This is a genomic window from Pseudomonas oryziphila, assembly GCF_003940825.1.
Taxonomy (GTDB): domain Bacteria; phylum Pseudomonadota; class Gammaproteobacteria; order Pseudomonadales; family Pseudomonadaceae; genus Aquipseudomonas; species Aquipseudomonas sichuanensis.
Window position 1 is genome coordinate 4,613,308 of record NZ_CP034338.1, and the last position, 15,860, is coordinate 4,629,167.

The window sequence follows — 15,860 nt, forward strand, 5'->3', positions numbered from 1 at the left end:
CCGGTCGGTGCAATTCAACTCAGTCGGCCTTGTCGCCGCCTGCCAGATTCTTTTTTGCCCCGGTCTTGAAGTCGGTCTCGTACCAGCCGTTGCCACTCAGGCGAAAGCCGGGGACCGACAGCAGCTTCTTCAATGCCGGGGCCTGACACGCCGGGCAATCGGTCAGCGGCGCAGCACTGATCTTCTGCAACACCTCCATGCGGTGTTCGCAGGATGCACATTGATAGTCGTAAAGGGGCATGGTGTCTCTCGTCAACCACATTGCAGGCTGCCCACGGCAGCAAAGAGCGGGATTATATATGGTTAACCGGAGCAGTGCAGCCCGCCTGGCGAACAGTGTGAATCCGACGCATCCTGCAGCCAAGCCACGCAGATCACCCGGATCAGGCCACTGAAGTTCCTCACCCCGCCATGGCGCAGGTGCACCTCACGGTCCACATAGGACAGCACAGCACTGACCGAACACCGATTGGCCTGGGCAATCCGTTCAAGGATCCGCCAGTAGACCGCCTCCAGGCGCAGACAGGTTGCAAAACCATTGAGCCGTACCGAACGCGACACCGGCCCGGCCTGCTGCATGTCGAAATCAACCTTGAACGGGTCAATGCGCGGCCGACCACTCCCCTGCCCTTGCCTGCTCCCAGCATTTACTCCTTGCGTAACACCGTACATCGCTTCGCTCCATCGTCACGAACATCCCCGTCCGTCGCTCCGGACAGGGTCCTGGCCGTCAATGAAGCGCTGCCACGCATGCAGATAGCAGCAGCAAAGTCTTCCCCCCAAACGAACAGAGCACGGCACCTTCCCTGGCGCCGCCCCTCCCTTCAATGCTTGCGCAAGAATCAAGCAGCAATTACTTCCCGTCGAGCAATACCCGCAGCATCCAGGCCGTTTTCTCATGCACCTGCATGCGCTGGGTGAGCAAGTCAGCGGTTGGTTCGTCGCTGACCTTGTCCACCACTGGGAAGATACTGCGCGCGGTGCGCACCACCGCCTCCTGGCCCTGCACCAGTTGCCGGATCATTTCATCGGCGACGGGCACCCCCTCTTCCTCCTTGATCGACGAATGGCGCGCATAAAAGGCATAGGAACCCGGCGCGGGAAAACCCAGCGCGCGGATGCGTTCGGCAATGGAGTCCACTGCCAGCGCCAACTCGTTGTACTGCTCCTCGAACATCAGGTGCAGGGTGCGAAACGACGGGCCGGTGACGTTCCAGTGGAAATTGTGGGTTTTCAGGTACAGCACATAGGTATCCGACAGTAATCGGGACAACCCTTCGACAATGGATTTGCGATCTTCTTCACTGATACCGATATCGATTGCCATGACGCTCCCCTCTCCTTAGTAGGCCTGGATGATCAAGCGGGCGCGAGTCACTGTGAGACGTGACTGCGCGACAACCCTACAAACCCTAGCAAGAGATTCCTCGCCACGCAGGCCGCGACGTCCAGCCGGCGCACGCGGTTTGAGATGCCTGCGCCTTTGCTGTTAAATAGGCAGCGTGCCACCCGTGCGGACTGTTATTGCCGGGTGCATAGGCTGGCCTGTCACGTTTTTGCGCTTACACCTCACGCGCACCGTGCAGCCAGCTCATCCTGTGATCGGCCTTATCAATGCGAGCCTAATCAAATGTTCAAGATCGTCCATCTGGTGACGGGCGTGGCTGCCTTGCTGCTATCGCTCATACCCAGCCTCAGAACCGACGCCACACCCCTGCTGCAACAACCCGAGGCCGTATACCTGGCCTTGCTCGGGCTGCTCAACCTGATCCTGGCCCCGGCCCTGCCGCTGTATTACAACGGCATGCGCCAGCAATTGCAGCGCGCGACCAGCATCCTGCTGGTACTGGCCGTAGCCCTGCAGACGCTTACCCTGCTGGCACGCCCGGAACTGGGCAGCCTGCCCGCACTGGCCTGCGCCATCTTCGCCTGCGCCCTGCACCTGGCAGCAGGTTTTGCCCGCACGCCACGCAAAGCCCGCAGCCAGGGCGTAGCGCAAGACGCAGGTCTGCGCGATACCGGTACGGTGAAGTGGTTCAATACCTCGAAGGGCTTCGGCTTCATCTCCCGCGATACCGGTGACGATATCTTCGTGCACTTTCGCGCCATCCGTGGCGAAGGCCACCGCGTCCTGGTCGAAGGCCAGCGCGTGGAGTTTTCGGTGATGCACCGTGACAAGGGCCTGCAGGCCGAAGACGTGGTCGCGGTCTCGCGCCGCTGACCACAGACTCCGCCGCCCTCAATAATGAGGCGGCGGAGCCTCCTCTCCCTCGCTGCCGTACTGGCCGACCATCTCTTCGTAACGCTTGATCAACTCGGCCACCTGCAATTGCAGGCGCTCGATCACCCGCCCCTGTTCGATCACCACGTCATTCAGCGCCTGGATGGTGTCATCCTGGAACGCCTGTCGGGTTTGGAGCTCGACGATCTGCATTTCCAGCGACATGCCTCAGGCCTCCTTGAAGCTTTCACCGAGCAGCGCACGCACACGCTGGCGAATGCCTTCCACCTGTTCCGGCGCATAGTCGATGGCCGGCACCTTGCCCCACACCGGCGCAGGCCAGGCGGCATCGCCGTGGCGACGGACGATGACATGCATGTGCAACTGGCTGACAACGTTACCGAGCGTGGCGACGTTCATCTTGTCGGCGGCAAAGGCATCCTTCAACGCTTCGGCCAAGGCATTGGTTTCCTGCCAGAGCTGCTGCTGATCAACCTCCTCGAGGTCGAAAAGCTCGCTGATGTCGGCACGACGCGGCACCAGGATGAACCAGGGGTAGTTGGCATCCTTGCTCAACAGCAAGCGGCATAGCGGCAGATCGCCCAGCACCAGGGAATCCTGCTGCAGGCGCGAATCGAGAGTGAACACGGCGTACCTCCTGAAAACAATGACGCCCCACAGGGCGAAAACAGGGGCGAAGGATACCCTGCTTCCACTTTTGCCACATCAGCGAGGATGCGCACCCAACAGGCATGCGCCCCCGTTTGAGCCGGCGGCGGTAACACCACGCTACTTTTCGCACCAAAATGATGCCAATCGTCACCGCACCACCACACTTTCTTCACACAAAACACGCAGGATCAACAGTTACGGGTAACACCTTGACTTTGAAGGCAACTGTTGCCAACAAGCAGGACATTGATCTATGGCACACCATAAGACAGGCGCCGCCCCGTGTTTACGGTGATTTCCACCCTACCGCTTCGGCAACTGTGAAAATTTCATCAAACGTTCGTGATTTTGAGCACGCTTGTTGCATTCGTTTGACGCCAAGTCGGCACGACACCTGCATCGTCGGGTGGACGCGACAAATAACAACAGCGGCATCGGATCCACCAGGGAGTTTGCAGGCCACAACTTTGTGATTACGCACTTTTGATGGCTTGACAACAGCGCTGGCGTTGTACGCCCAACTAAACAGGGCGTGATTTGCGACATGGAAATAACTGTACGCGACACGGCCATAAAGTTATCGAAAGGTTGTTTTTGCCCGTATCGCCAAGAATAGTCAGCGTGATATACATTTTCGCCGACATAACAAGAAAGAGCTGCCCCTATAACTAAAACACCTGGGCGCAGCGGTACTCTTCCTAAAAACCAAAGGAGCAAATCACGATGCGCGTGATGAAGTGGAGCATGATCGCCCTGGCCGTAGCAGCAGGGACCTCGCAATTTGCTGTCGCCTCTTCGCAGGATGAATCCAAGGGTTTCCTCGAAGACAGCAAGCTCAACGTCAAGACCCGGATGCTGTATTTCAGCCGTGACTTCCGCAACAACGAGCGCGACGAAGACGGCAACCGTCAGAGCCGCGTTGAAGAAACCGGCCTGGGCTTCCTGGGTACCTACGAGTCCGGCTTCACCCAAGGCACCGTCGGTGTCGGCGTCGACGCCATCGGCATGCTGGGCCTGAAACTGGACAGCGGCAAAGGCCGCGCCGGCACCGGCCTGTTCCCGACCGGTTCCGACGGTCGCTCGCAGGATGACTACTCGAAAGGCGGCGGCGCGGTCAAATTCCGCGTATCCGACACCGTGCTGAAGGTCGGCGACCAGTTCACCGCACTGCCGGTCTTCGCCACCGACGACAGCCGCTTGCTGCCAGAGATCGCCCAGGGCGGCCTGATCACCAGCAACGAGATCAAGGGCCTGACCCTGCACGCCGGTCGCTTCACCAGCCTGACCGCGCAAGCCGAGACCAACCGCGACAGCCTGCACCTCAAGGAAGCTGACGTACTCGGCGGCACCTACGCCTTTACCGATACCCTGAGCACCAGCCTGTACTACTCCAAGGTTGAAGACTACTGGCGCAAATACTACGCCAACATCAACTGGGCACTGCCGATCTCCGACAAGCAAGGCCTGGTGTTCGACTTCAACATCTATGACACCAAGAGCGACGGCGCTGCCCTGGTCAAGGCCTTCGACGGCGACAAACTGGACAACCGTGCATTCAGCCTGTCCGGCGCCTACAACATCGGCGCCCACACCTTCACCCTGGCCTACCAGAAGGTCACCGGTGACGGCGACTACGCCTACGGCGTGGACGGCGGCGGCACCATCTTCCTGGCCAACTCCATTGCCCGTTCCGACTTCAACGCCGAAGACGAGAAATCCTGGCAGGCTCGCTACGACCTGAACTTCGCCGAGTACGGCATTCCAGGCCTGTCGTTCATGACCCGTTACGTCCGCGGTACCGGCGCCAACGTCACTGGCACCGACAACGGCAAGGAATGGGAACGCGACGTAGACGTCAAGTACGTGCTGCAGGAAGGCCCGGCTAAAGACCTGAGCTTCCGCGTCCGTCAAGCTACCTACCGCTCCAGCGATGGCGTTTACTACGGTTCGAGCTCGATCGACGAACTGCGCCTGATCGTCGAGTACCCGCTGAGCATCCTGTAAGCCTGTGCTTGCAACGCTTCGCGAATGAAAAAGCCCGGCCTAGGCCGGGCTTTTTCATGGCTGACACAATCGCACGACTGCTGCATTCTGTACGCTTTCGTCTCGCCCCCGTACAATGCGGGGTCATTTCACATTCAGGCAATCGACACGGCTCACCATGCGCACCAGTCAATATTTGCTCGCCACCCAAAAAGAAACTCCGGCAGATGCCGTGGTCATCAGCCATCAGCTCATGCTGCGTGCCGGCATGATCCGCAAGCTGGCCTCCGGCCTCTACACCTGGCTGCCGATGGGCCTGCGGGTGATGCGCAAGGTCGAGGCCGTGGTCCGCGAGGAAATGAACGCCGCCGGTGCCCTCGAAGTGCTGATGCCAAGCATCCAGCCCGCCGAGCTGTGGCAGGAATCCGGCCGCTGGGAACAGTACGGCCCAGAACTGCTGCGCCTGAAGGACCGCCACAACCGCGACTTCTGCGTCGGCCCGACCCACGAGGAGGTCATCACCGACCTCGCGCGCAACGAGCTGTCGAGCTACAAGCAGCTGCCGCTGAACATGTACCAGATCCAGACCAAGTTCCGTGACGAGATCCGTCCGCGCTTCGGCCTGATGCGCGGCCGCGAGTTCATCATGAAGGACGCCTACTCCTTCCATGCCGACCAGGCTTCCCTGCAGGAAACCTACGACCGCATGCATCTGGCCTACAGCAACATCTTTACCCGCCTGGGCCTGGACTTCCGTCCGGTGCAGGCCGACACCGGTTCCATCGGTGGCAACTACTCCCACGAATTCCACGTGCTCGCCTCTTCCGGTGAGGACGACGTGATCTTCAGCGACAGCTCCGACTACGCCGCCAACATCGAGAAGGCCGAGGCCATCCCGCGCGAAACCGTGCGCCCGGCCCCAACCGAAGAACTGCGCCTGGTCGACACCCCTGACGCCAAGACCATCGCGCAACTGGTGGAAAACTTCGGCCTGCCGATCGAGAAGACCGTCAAGACCCTGATCGTGCATGGCGCCGAAGAAGGCAAGCTGATCGCCCTGATCGTCCGCGGCGATCACGAACTCAACGAAATCAAGGCCACCAAGCTGGAACAGGTTGCCGAGCCACTGGTCATGGCCAGCGAAGCCGAACTGCGCGACGCGATTGGTGCCGGCGCCGGCTCCCTCGGCCCGCTGAACCTGCCGCTGGAATGCATCATCGACCGTTCGGTCGCCCTGATGAGCGACTTCGGCATCGGTGCCAACATCGACGACAAGCACTACTTCGGCGTGAACTGGGAGCGTGACCTGCCGGTTCCACAAGTCGCCGATCTGCGCAATGTCGTCGAAGGCGACCCGAGCCCGGACGGCCAAGGTACCCTGGTCATCAAGCGCGGCATCGAAGTCGGCCACATCTTCCAGCTCGGCACCAAGTACAGCGAGGCGCTCAAGTGCCAGGTGCTGGGTGAAAACGGCAAGCCGGTGGTGCTGTCGATGGGTTGCTACGGCATCGGCGTATCCCGCGTGGTCGCCGCTGCCATCGAGCAGAGCTACGACGACAAGGGCATCATCTGGAACGACGCCCTGGCTCCCTTCCAGATCGCCCTGGTACCGCTGCGCTACGAAACCGACGTGGTACGCGAAGCCACCGACAAGCTGTACGCCGAACTGACCGCTGCCGGTTTCGACGTGCTGCTGGACGACCGCGACAAGAAGACCAGCCCCGGCATCAAGTTCGCCGACATGGAATTGATCGGCATCCCGCACCGCATCGTCGTCAGCGATCGCGGCCTGGCTGAAGGCAACCTGGAATACAAGCACCGCACCGAGCAAGACGCCCAGGCGTTGCCGCTCAATGAAGTGCTGAGCTTCCTGCAGGCCCGTATCCGCCGCTGATAAACCGTTGCGCGAGTGATCATGTCCAAGCGAAGTACCTACACCCTGGGGGGCGCCGCACTGTGCGGCGCCCTGCTCCTCAGCGGTTGCGCCAACCAGATGCCCCAGCGCAGCGACCATGAAGAGCGCGTCGAGCGCAAGCTGCTCGAACACAGTCTGCAGATCGATGTCGGCGAGCCCAAGGTCATGGAGCTTCCGCAACGGCGCGTGCGCATTCACGAACAGCAGCGCTTCGAGGTCACCGAATTCGAGGTGACCCGCCGATACGACCGCTACACGCCCTACCAGCCCTGGCGGGAGATCTACGAGATCCCGCTGGGTGCGGTTGCGGTGGTTGCCGGTATCGGCGCCAACGTGGCCAACGTGTTCGCCCTGGGCAACCTGCCCGAGAGCATGACCCACGACTGGCTCAGCTATGGCGTGGCAGGGCTCAACCCCTTCATGAACACGCCGTCCAACGGCCGGGCGCAACAGAACCTGGCCGGCATCAGCGAAGTCGAGAAGGGCAAGCGCGAAGAGTTCACCAGCGTGCCCTGGAACGAGCGCCTGGTCGAGGTCAAGGCTGGCAAGATGACCCACGAGCTGACCACCGACAAGAACGGTGTTCTACGCCTGAACCTGCTCGACAGCCCGTTCTCCGAGCAGAACCTCAAGCACGTTGGCACCCTGCACTTGCAGGTGGTCGACGAGGACAACGGCGTGCGTGGCGATGCCAGCCTGCTGGTAAGCGGCAACCTGCGTGGCAAGCTGCTGGAAGCGCACGAGCTGATCTTCGATGACCTCGAAGACGACGATGTCGGCCAGTGGGTACATCGGGTCAAGCGCCTCTCAGAGCTGGGCCTGGAAGAGGAAGCCAGCGAGCTGGAGCAGAGCCTGATCGAGCTGACTCGCAACGATCCGGAACTGCAGCAGGACTTCCTCAAGACGTTGACCAAGGAAACCGGCCGCCTGGTCGCCGACCCTGGCGCGCAATGAATGGCTTGACGCAATAACAGCAAGGGGCGCACATCGCGCCCCTTCTTTATGTGTCTTCGAACAACTCCAACTGCTCATGGGCGCCGCGCAGATCACGCAACCTCACACCTACGCCCAGTAAGCGCACGGGCTTGCCCCCGCGCGCGAACGCCTGGCTGAGCAACTGCCGGTAACTATCAAGGCTACGCCCTGCCCCTGCCTGCTCCAGGGTGGTTTGGCTGAAGTCATGGAACTTCACCTTGACGAAAGGCTTGTCGGGCCGGTAGCTACTGTCCATCCGGGCAATCCGCTCGTTCAGGCTGGCCAGCAGGTCGGGGAGTTTTTCCAGGCAACTGGCCAGGTCCGGCAGATCATGATCGTAGGTGTTTTCCACGCTGACCGACTGGCGACGGCTGTCATTTTGCACCGCACGCTCATCGATCCCCCGCGCCAGCCCCCACAAGCGCTCACCGAAACTGCCGAATTCACGGACCAATGCCAGGCGCGACCAATCACGCAAGGATAGGCAGGTATCAATACCCAGCCGCGACAGCTTGTCCGCAGTGACTTTACCTACCCCGTGCAGACGAGCGACCGGCAGCGCGGCGACGAACGCCTCCACCTGATCCGGGGTAATCACGAACAGGCCGTTGGGCTTGCGCCAGTCACTGGCAATCTTGGCCAGGAACTTGTTGGGCGCCACCCCGGCAGAAACCGTGATGTGCAACTGCTGCGCGACACGCCTGCGGATATCTTCGGCAATGCGCGTGGCGCTGCCGGCAAACCACTGGCTGTCACTGACATCCAGATAAGCCTCGTCCAGTGATAAGGGTTCGATCAGCTCGGTGTAGTCACGGAAGATCGCGTGTATCTCGCGCGACGCTTCACGGTAGGCCTCGAAGCGAGGCTTGACGATCTGCAGGTCTGGGCACAGCTTCATGGCATGCCCCGAGGACATCGCCGAGCGCACGCCATAGGCCCGCGCTTCATAATTGCAGGTGGCAATCACCCCACGCTGCCCTGGCTGCCCACCCACCGCCATGGGGCGCCCCACCAGGCGCGGGTCGTCACGCATCTCGATGGCGGCGTAGAAGCAGTCACAGTCGACATGAATGATCTTGCGCAAGGACATGGACGACAGCCAGTACTGTAAATTCATACAGATATTACCCCAAGCCCCATGAACGGAGACAGGGTGTACACGACAATCGGCCTGAAACCCCCGTCAACACTGGGTCAGCCACCGATCTGGCACGCTAAGAGTCTGAACGGGAAAGGTTTTTTTGATTTAAAACTTGACATCGGGAAGGAATTCCTTAGAATTCGATCTCACCGGCGCGGGATGGAGCAGCCTGGTAGCTCGTCGGGCTCATAACCCGAAGGTCGTCGGTTCAAATCCGGCTCCCGCAACCAGATTAAAGAAAAGGCCACTGTTTCGACAGTGGCCTTTTTTATTGATCCCTGAAAAGCATTTCGGATAAACCTTAGAGATTATTAAGCATTAATGCTTGACAGCTTTTGGATAATCCGTAGAATGCGCACCTCTGACGCGGGATGGAGCAGCCTGGTAGCTCGTCGGGCTCATAACCCGAAGGTCGTCGGTTCAAATCCGGCTCCCGCAACCAGATTCTAGAAAGGCCACTGTTTTTACAGTGGCCTTTTTTATTGCCCACGTTCGGCAGTTTTGAAAAGTTCAAGTAAATCAAGCATTTGTGCTTGACAGCCACTCGCTAATCGGTAGAATGCGCACCACTGACGCGGGATGGAGCAGCCTGGTAGCTCGTCGGGCTCATAACCCGAAGGTCGTCGGTTCAAATCCGGCTCCCGCAACCATATCGTCAGAACAAGCCCCGCCTATCGAAAGATAGTGCGGGGCTTGTTGCATTCCGGCTCATCGCATTGAGCCACGCAGACCAGGCGCAGTGCGCCTCCCGCCTCGCCTCCGCGGCTGATCCACATAGCTGAATGAACTATCTTTAACTATCCTGAAACAGATTAACTACATGGGCCGGAGTAATATCTGGACACGTTTTTCCAAAGGGATTTTCACTTGGCCGTAGCTCGCTTGCACCTCGCGCTGATCGCACGGGGTAACCCATGACCGCCCCCACCCCCGAAACCCAGGCACCGCTGACTGCGGCCTTGCCTACGGCTGCACAACGCCTGCCCTGGCTGGAACGCCTGAGCAAGTACCGCCAACCCCTGGGCCTCGCGCTGACCCTGGTGCTGTTCACCATGGGCCTGATTGCCTGCCGTCACCTGTTGAGCGAGCTGGACATCTACGCGCTGCATGACGCCATGCTCAGCGTGCCGTCCAACGCTTTGCTGGGAGCACTGCTGGCTACTGCAGTCGGCTTCCTGATCCTGCTGGGCTACGAATGGTCGGCCAGCCGTTTCGCGGCGGTGCAGTTGCCGCCGCGAACCTTGGTGCTAGGTGGTTTCAGCGCCTTCGCAATCGGTAATGCCATCGGCCTGTCGATGCTCTCAGGTGGTTCGGTACGTTATCGCCTGTATGCCCGCCAGGGTCTGAGCGCTACGGAAGTCGCACGCATGACCGTGTTCGCCAGCCTGTCGCTGGGATGTGCGCTGCCGCCGCTGGCTGCCCTGGCCACCCTCAGCAATCTGCCGGCCGCAGCCACTGCACTGCGCCTGCCCGCGCCGCTGCTGGGCGGGATTGCCGTGGCAGTGCTGGCCTTGACCGCTGCCTTGGTCCTGGGCCTGTACCGTCGCCGCCTGGCAGAGCAACCGCACAAGGACAGCCTGCTGGTTCAGTTCGGCCGCCGCACCCTGCGCCTGCCAAGCGCTCGCCTGGCCGGCCTGCAACTGCTGATCACCGCGCTGGACGTAGCCGCCGCCGCCACAGTGCTGTACCTGCTGCTGCCGGAAGCGCCGCCATTCGGTGCCTTTGTACTGGTCTACCTGCTGGCACTGGCTGCCGGTGTGCTGAGCCACGTACCCGGCGGTGTCGGTGTATTCGAGGCGATCCTGCTGGCCGCCTTTGCCAACCAGCTGGGCGCCGCACCACTGGCCGCCGCACTGCTGCTGTACCGGCTCATCTACGTTGTGCTACCGCTGCTGCTGGCGTGCGTACTGCTGCTGGCCAACGAAGCGCGCCGCCTGCTGTTCGCCCAACAAGCCATCCGCGCGGCTTCCGGGCTGGCTGCACCGGTACTGGCAATCCTGGTGTTCCTCTCCGGTGTGGTGCTGCTGTTCTCCGGCGCCACCCCCGAGATCGACAGCCGCCTGGAACACATGGGTTTCCTGATCCCGCACCGGCTGATCGATGCGTCGCACTTCGGAGCCAGCCTCATCGGCGTGCTGTGCCTGCTACTGGCCCAGGGCCTGCGCCGCCGTCTGTCAGCCGCCTGGCTACTGACCACCGTGCTGCTGCTGGCAGGCGCAGTCCTGTCGCTGCTCAAGGGCTTCGACTGGGAAGAGGCCACGCTCATGTGCCTCACCGCTGCCCTGCTGGCACTGTTCCGCCGTTCGTTCTATCGCCCCAGCAGGCTGCTCGAGCTGCCGTTCTCGCCGGTGTACCTGGTGGCCAGCGCCTGCGTGGTCGGTGCGTCGATCTGGCTGCTGCTGTTCGCCTATCAGGACGTACCCTACACCCACAAGCTGTGGTGGCAGTTCACCCTTGATGCCGATGCCCCACGCGGCCTGCGCGCAGCCATGGGCAGCGCCGTACTTCTGGTGATCGTCTCCCTGACCTGGCTGCTGCGCACCGCGCGCCCGGTGATCCACCTGCCCACCGAAGACGAACTGCAACGCGCCAACCGCATCCTGCTGGCCTCCGACCAGCCCGACGGTGGCCTGGCGTTGACCGGCGACAAGGCCCTGCTGTTCCATCCCAGCGACAACGCCTTCCTCATGTACGCCCGCCGTGGCCGCAGCCTGGTGGCGTTGTACGACCCGATCGGGCCGGCCCAGGAGCGCGCCGAGATGATCTGGCAGTTCCGCGACCTGTGCGACCTGCACCACGCCCGCCCGGTGTTCTACCAGGTGCGCGCGGAGAACCTGCCGTTCTACATGGACATCGGCCTGACCGCGATCAAGCTGGGCGAGGAAGCCCGGGTCGACCTGCGCCGCTTCGACCTCGAAGCCAAGGGCAAGGAAATGAAGGACCTGCGTTACACCTGGAACCGCGGTGGGCGCGACGGCCTGAGCCTTGAGGTGCACGAGCCCGGCCAAGCGCCGCTGGCCGAGCTCAAGGAAATCTCCGACGCCTGGCTCGAAGGCAAGAACGTGCGCGAGAAAGGCTTCTCGCTCGGCCGCTTCAGCCCTGAATACCTGCAGCACTTCCGTATCGCGCTGATCCGTTTTCAGGGCCGCCCGGTGGCCTTTGCCAACCTGCTGGAAACCCACAGCAACGAGCTGGCCAGTCTGGACCTGATGCGCGCCCACCCGGACGCGCCGAAGCTGACCATGGAATTCATGATGGTTGGCCTGATCCTCCACTACAAGAGCCATGACTATGGCCGTTTCAGCCTGGGGATGGTCCCCCTTTCCGGCTTGCAGCCGCGGCGCGGTGCACCCTTGACCCAACGCCTGGGTTCGATGGTGTTCCAGCGTGGCGAGCAGCTGTACAACTTCCAGGGCCTGCGGCGCTTCAAGGACAAGTTCCAGCCGGACTGGGAACCCCGTTACATGGCCGTGCCGGCCGGGCTCGACCCGCTGGTGGCACTGGCTGATACCGCCGCCCTGATCGCTGGCGGCCTGACTGGATTGGTGAAACGTTGATGATCCGACGCTATTGGCTGTACGTACTGATTCCCCTGCTACTGGCCGCCCTGGCCGGCGCTGCTGCCTTCTGGCTGTGGACCCGCCCTGCCCCAGAAGCGCGCCTGGACCACCTGACCTTGGGCGACGGCAGCAGCCTGACCCGAGCCACCCCTGGCGTGCATGCCAAGGCCCGGGTAGCCATCGGCGTGCCACAGGAGCAGGCCTTGAGCGACAAGCAGCTGCTGGACCTGAGCCAGGCCGGCGAAGCTCAACTGGTGCAGGTGATCCTGCCACCGGCCGACTGCGGCAAACAGCAGGCGGCCATGAATGAGGCACTGGCGCAGTTGTCCGACAAACCCACCGTGGTCGCCGGCATCGGCCCCGGCGCCGCCCAGGCCTGGCGCTGGTTGGCCACGCAGGGCGATGACAAGGCCCGCGCCATCTCGGTGGACTTCACCCTTGAACAACCGGGCTGCCAGGTTGCATTGCCCAAATCCGCCGCCCACGGCCACTGGAACGTGGCCTGGAACGACAACCCGGACGATGCCAGTGCCGCCTTCGTACGCGACCAGGCCAACGCCGAGACCAGCATTGCCGACTACGACATCCACCTGCCCCAGGTACTCAAGGCTCAGCTCACCCAAGCCCTGGTCGGCCAGGACGGCAACGCCCTGGCGATCCCGGTAGTCGAAGTCCCGGCCGGGCAGACCACCGACACCGTCACCCTGTTCCTCTCGGGCGACGGTGGCTGGCGCGACCTGGACCGCGACGTCGCCGGCGAGATGGCCAAGCTCGGCTTCCCGGTGGTGGGTATCGACACCCTGCGCTACTACTGGCAGCACAAGACGCCGGAGCAAAGCGCCGCCGACCTGTCCGAGCTGATGCAGCACTACCGCCAAAAATGGGGCACCAAACGTTTCGTGCTGACCGGCTACTCGTTCGGCGCCGACGTACTGCCAGCCATCTATAACCGCCTGCCCGAAGAAGACCAGAAACGCGTCGATGCGGTGATCCTGCTGGCCTTCGCCCGCAGCGGCAGCTTCGAGATCGAGGTCGAGGGCTGGTTGGGCAAGGAAGGCCAGGAAGCCCCGACCGGGCTGGAGATGGCCAAGCTGCCCGCCGCCAAGGTGGTCTGCGTGTACGGTGTCGAGGAAACCGACGAAAGCGGCTGCACCGACAAGACTGCCGTGGGTGAACGCTTGAAGCTGCCCGGCGGCCACCACTTCGACGAGAACTACCCGGCACTGGCCAAGCGCCTGATCAACGAGATCGAGACCCGCCAGGGGAAGTCCAGCGTCGCTGAAAAATGATGTGAAAAGGGGCCGCTATGCGGCCCCTAACTGTTACTAGATCTCGACCTGGGTTCCCAGCTCGATCACCCGGTTCAACGGCAGGTTGAAGAAGCGCAGGTTACCGTTGGCGTTCTTGAGCAGGAATGCGAACAGGTTGCTGCGCCAGCGCGACATCCCCTCCAGCCGCGATGCAATCACCGTCTCGCGGCTGAGGAAATACGTGGTGCGCATCGGGCTGAAATCCAGCTGGTCCAGATGGCACAGTTTCAAGGCCGCCGGCACGTCGGGCTCATCCATGAAACCGAAGTGCAGCAGCACCCGGAAGAAACCGTCGCCATAGGCTTCCACTTCGAAACGCTCGCTCTCCGGGACCCGCGGCTGGTCCTCGCTGACTACCGTCAAAAGCACCACCTGGCTGTGCAGCACCTGGTTGTGCAGCATGTTGTGCAACAGCGCGTGGGGCACGGCGTCCGATCGCGCGGTGAGGAACACCGCTGTTCCCTCGACCCGGTGCGGTGGTTGCACACGGATGCTGGCGATGAACAGCGGCAGCGGCAACGCGCCTTCGTCGATGCGCTCGACCAGGATCTGCTTGCCACGCTTCCAGGTGCTCATCAGCACGAACAGCACGATCCCTGCCAAGACCGGGAAAGCACCGCCCTGGACGATCTTCGGCACGTTGGCGGCAAAGAACAGCCCGTCGACCAACAGGAAGCCCACCAGAATCGGCACCGCCAGTACCGGTGGCCACTTCCACAGCAACAGCATCACAGCCGACACCAGGATGGTGGTCATCAACATGGTGCCGGTCACCGCCACCCCATAGGCCGCGGCCAAGGCGCCGGACGACTCGAAGCCGATCACCAGCAGCACCACGCCGACCATCAGCGTCCAGTTCACCGCACCGATGTAGATCTGCCCCTGCTCGTCGCTGGAGGTGTGCTGGATCTGCATGCGCGGGATATAGCCGAGCTGGATGGCCTGGCGGGTCAGGGAAAAGGCACCCGAAATGACCGCCTGCGAAGCGATCACCGTAGCCATGGTAGCCAGACCCACCAAAGGCAGCAGTGCCCAGCTCGGTGCCAGCAGGTAGAAGGGGTTACGGGCGGCTTCGGGGTTCTGCAGCAGCATCGCCCCCTGGCCAAAGTAGTTGAGCACCAGCGCCGGCAGCACCAGGATGAACCAGGCACGGGCAATCGGCTTGCGGCCAAAGTGCCCCATGTCGGCATAAAGCGCCTCGGCACCGGTCAGCGCCAGCACCACGGCGCCGAGGATGGCCACGCCCATGCCCGGATGAACGATGAAGAAGTTCAACGCCCAGCCCGGGTTGAAGGCCTTGAGCACTTCCGGGCTCTGCGAGATGCCATGCACCCCGAGTGCCCCCAGCACCAGGAACCAGGTGACCATGATCGGGCCGAACAGCTTGCCGATCGTCTCGGTGCCGTGCTTCTGCACCAGGAACAGCGCCACCAGCACCACCAGCGAGATGGGCACCACCCAGTGATCGATGCCGTCGAACGCCAGGCCCATGCCCTCCACCGCCGACAGCACCGACACCGCCGGGGTGATCATGCTGTCGCCATAGAACAGCGAGGCCCCGATCAGGCCGCAGATGACCATCAGCGCGCGCAGCTTCGGATGGCTGGCCGTGGCCCGCCGTGCCAGCGCCGTCAGTGCCATGGTGCCACCCTCGCCCTGGTTGTCGGCGCGCAAGATGAACATCACGTACTTGAACGACACCACCCACAGCAGCGACCAGAGGATCAGCGACAGGATGCCCAGCACCCCATCGTGGTTGACCGGTACGCCATAACCTCCGGTGAAGACCTCTTTGAGGGTGTAAAGCGGGCTGGTGCCGATATCGCCATAGACCACCCCAACAGCTGCCACGAGCAGGCCCAGCGACCGCGTCGCGCCCTGCTTACCCTCGTGCCCGCCCTCGGCGTGACTGCTTGCCTGAACCATCGACCACTCCCGCAGAAGGCCTGTTAGACCGATTGAATTCCCATCCGCGTCGGGGCATCCCATAGGCCCCTGCGCAACGGCGCGAAGCATAGCGCAGCGTTCGTCGTATTTCTGCTGGTCAAGCGACCTTGCGCTCGCTAGAATTGCGCACTTTTTG

13 protein-coding genes and 3 tRNA genes are annotated in these 15,860 nt (G+C 62.1%); 9 read left to right on the forward strand and 7 right to left on the reverse strand.

Annotation, left to right across the window (positions count from 1 at the left end; translation table 11 throughout):
- Positions 1–19: 19 nt before the first annotated feature.
- The 3 genes from EJA05_RS21610 to EJA05_RS21620 form a co-directional block, all read right to left on the reverse strand.
- Entirely contained in the window at positions 20–241 is a 222-nt protein-coding gene (locus tag EJA05_RS21610; protein WP_003254776.1) for an FmdB family zinc ribbon protein, read from the reverse strand.
- 62 nt (positions 242–303) lie between these two features.
- Positions 304–672 carry a ribbon-helix-helix domain-containing protein gene (locus EJA05_RS21615; RefSeq protein ID WP_125859820.1) on the reverse strand — a complete coding sequence of 123 codons (369 nt, stop codon included), beginning with the start codon at positions 670–672 and terminating at the stop codon, positions 304–306.
- Between the two features lie 181 nt (positions 673–853).
- A complete protein-coding gene (locus tag EJA05_RS21620; protein ID WP_016392255.1) occupies positions 854–1,327 on the reverse strand; it encodes a Dps family protein in 474 nt (157 codons plus the stop codon).
- A 303-nt stretch (positions 1,328–1,630) separates the two neighbouring features.
- On the opposite strand from EJA05_RS21620, the gene EJA05_RS28670 reads away from it, so the two are divergent.
- Complete coding sequence (locus EJA05_RS28670) at positions 1,631–2,221, forward strand: cold-shock protein (RefSeq protein ID WP_125465148.1); 591 nt, start codon at positions 1,631–1,633, stop codon at positions 2,219–2,221.
- 18 nt (positions 2,222–2,239) lie between these two features.
- On the opposite strand, the gene EJA05_RS21630 is transcribed toward EJA05_RS28670, so the two are convergent.
- Positions 2,240–2,446 (reverse strand): SlyX family protein, encoded by a 207-nt coding sequence (locus EJA05_RS21630; RefSeq protein ID WP_125859822.1) that lies wholly within the window; start codon positions 2,444–2,446, stop codon positions 2,240–2,242.
- A 3-nt stretch (positions 2,447–2,449) separates the two neighbouring features.
- The gene (locus tag EJA05_RS21635) at positions 2,450–2,869 is read right to left on the reverse strand and encodes an HIT family protein (protein WP_125859824.1); all 420 of its coding nucleotides are present in this window, start codon (positions 2,867–2,869) and stop codon (positions 2,450–2,452) included.
- A 747-nt stretch (positions 2,870–3,616) separates the two neighbouring features.
- Here EJA05_RS21635 and EJA05_RS21640 point away from each other — a divergent pair.
- The 3 genes from EJA05_RS21640 to EJA05_RS21650 all read left to right on the forward strand — a co-directional run bounded on the left by EJA05_RS21640 (position 3,617) and on the right by EJA05_RS21650 (position 7,745).
- Positions 3,617–4,897: an OprD family porin gene (locus EJA05_RS21640; RefSeq protein WP_125859826.1), complete on the forward strand. Its 1,281-nt coding sequence runs from the start codon at positions 3,617–3,619 to the stop codon at positions 4,895–4,897.
- A 157-nt stretch (positions 4,898–5,054) separates the two neighbouring features.
- Positions 5,055–6,770 carry a proline--tRNA ligase gene (locus tag EJA05_RS21645; protein ID WP_125859828.1) on the forward strand — a complete coding sequence of 572 codons (1,716 nt, stop codon included), beginning with the start codon at positions 5,055–5,057 and terminating at the stop codon, positions 6,768–6,770.
- 21 nt (positions 6,771–6,791) lie between these two features.
- Positions 6,792–7,745: a hypothetical protein gene (locus EJA05_RS21650; protein ID WP_125465153.1), complete on the forward strand. Its 954-nt coding sequence runs from the start codon at positions 6,792–6,794 to the stop codon at positions 7,743–7,745.
- A gap of 46 nt (positions 7,746–7,791) precedes the next feature.
- On the opposite strand, the gene dinB is transcribed toward EJA05_RS21650, so the two are convergent.
- The gene (gene dinB / locus EJA05_RS21655) at positions 7,792–8,850 is read right to left on the reverse strand and encodes a DNA polymerase IV (RefSeq protein ID WP_190306095.1); all 1,059 of its coding nucleotides are present in this window, start codon (positions 8,848–8,850) and stop codon (positions 7,792–7,794) included.
- 210 nt (positions 8,851–9,060) lie between these two features.
- Between dinB and EJA05_RS21660 the strand changes: the two genes are divergently transcribed.
- From EJA05_RS21660 to EJA05_RS21680, 5 genes are all read left to right on the forward strand, one after another.
- A tRNA-Met gene (locus EJA05_RS21660) sits at positions 9,061–9,137 on the forward strand.
- A 135-nt stretch (positions 9,138–9,272) separates the two neighbouring features.
- Positions 9,273–9,349 (forward strand) — tRNA-Met (locus EJA05_RS21665).
- Positions 9,350–9,480: 131 nt separating this feature from the next.
- Positions 9,481–9,557, forward strand: a tRNA-Met gene (locus EJA05_RS21670).
- 264 nt (positions 9,558–9,821) lie between these two features.
- Positions 9,822–12,464 (forward strand): bifunctional lysylphosphatidylglycerol flippase/synthetase MprF, encoded by a 2,643-nt coding sequence (gene mprF / locus EJA05_RS21675; RefSeq protein WP_125465155.1) that lies wholly within the window; start codon positions 9,822–9,824, stop codon positions 12,462–12,464.
- A complete protein-coding gene (locus tag EJA05_RS21680; RefSeq protein ID WP_125859832.1) occupies positions 12,464–13,756 on the forward strand; it encodes a virulence factor family protein in 1,293 nt (430 codons plus the stop codon). Before mprF ends, EJA05_RS21680 begins: the two co-directional genes overlap by 1 nt.
- Positions 13,757–13,792: 36 nt before the next feature.
- Here EJA05_RS21680 and EJA05_RS21685 read toward each other — a convergent pair whose 3' ends face one another.
- Positions 13,793–15,703 (reverse strand): potassium transporter Kup, encoded by a 1,911-nt coding sequence (locus EJA05_RS21685; protein WP_125859834.1) that lies wholly within the window; start codon positions 15,701–15,703, stop codon positions 13,793–13,795.
- Positions 15,704–15,860 lie beyond the last annotated feature (157 nt).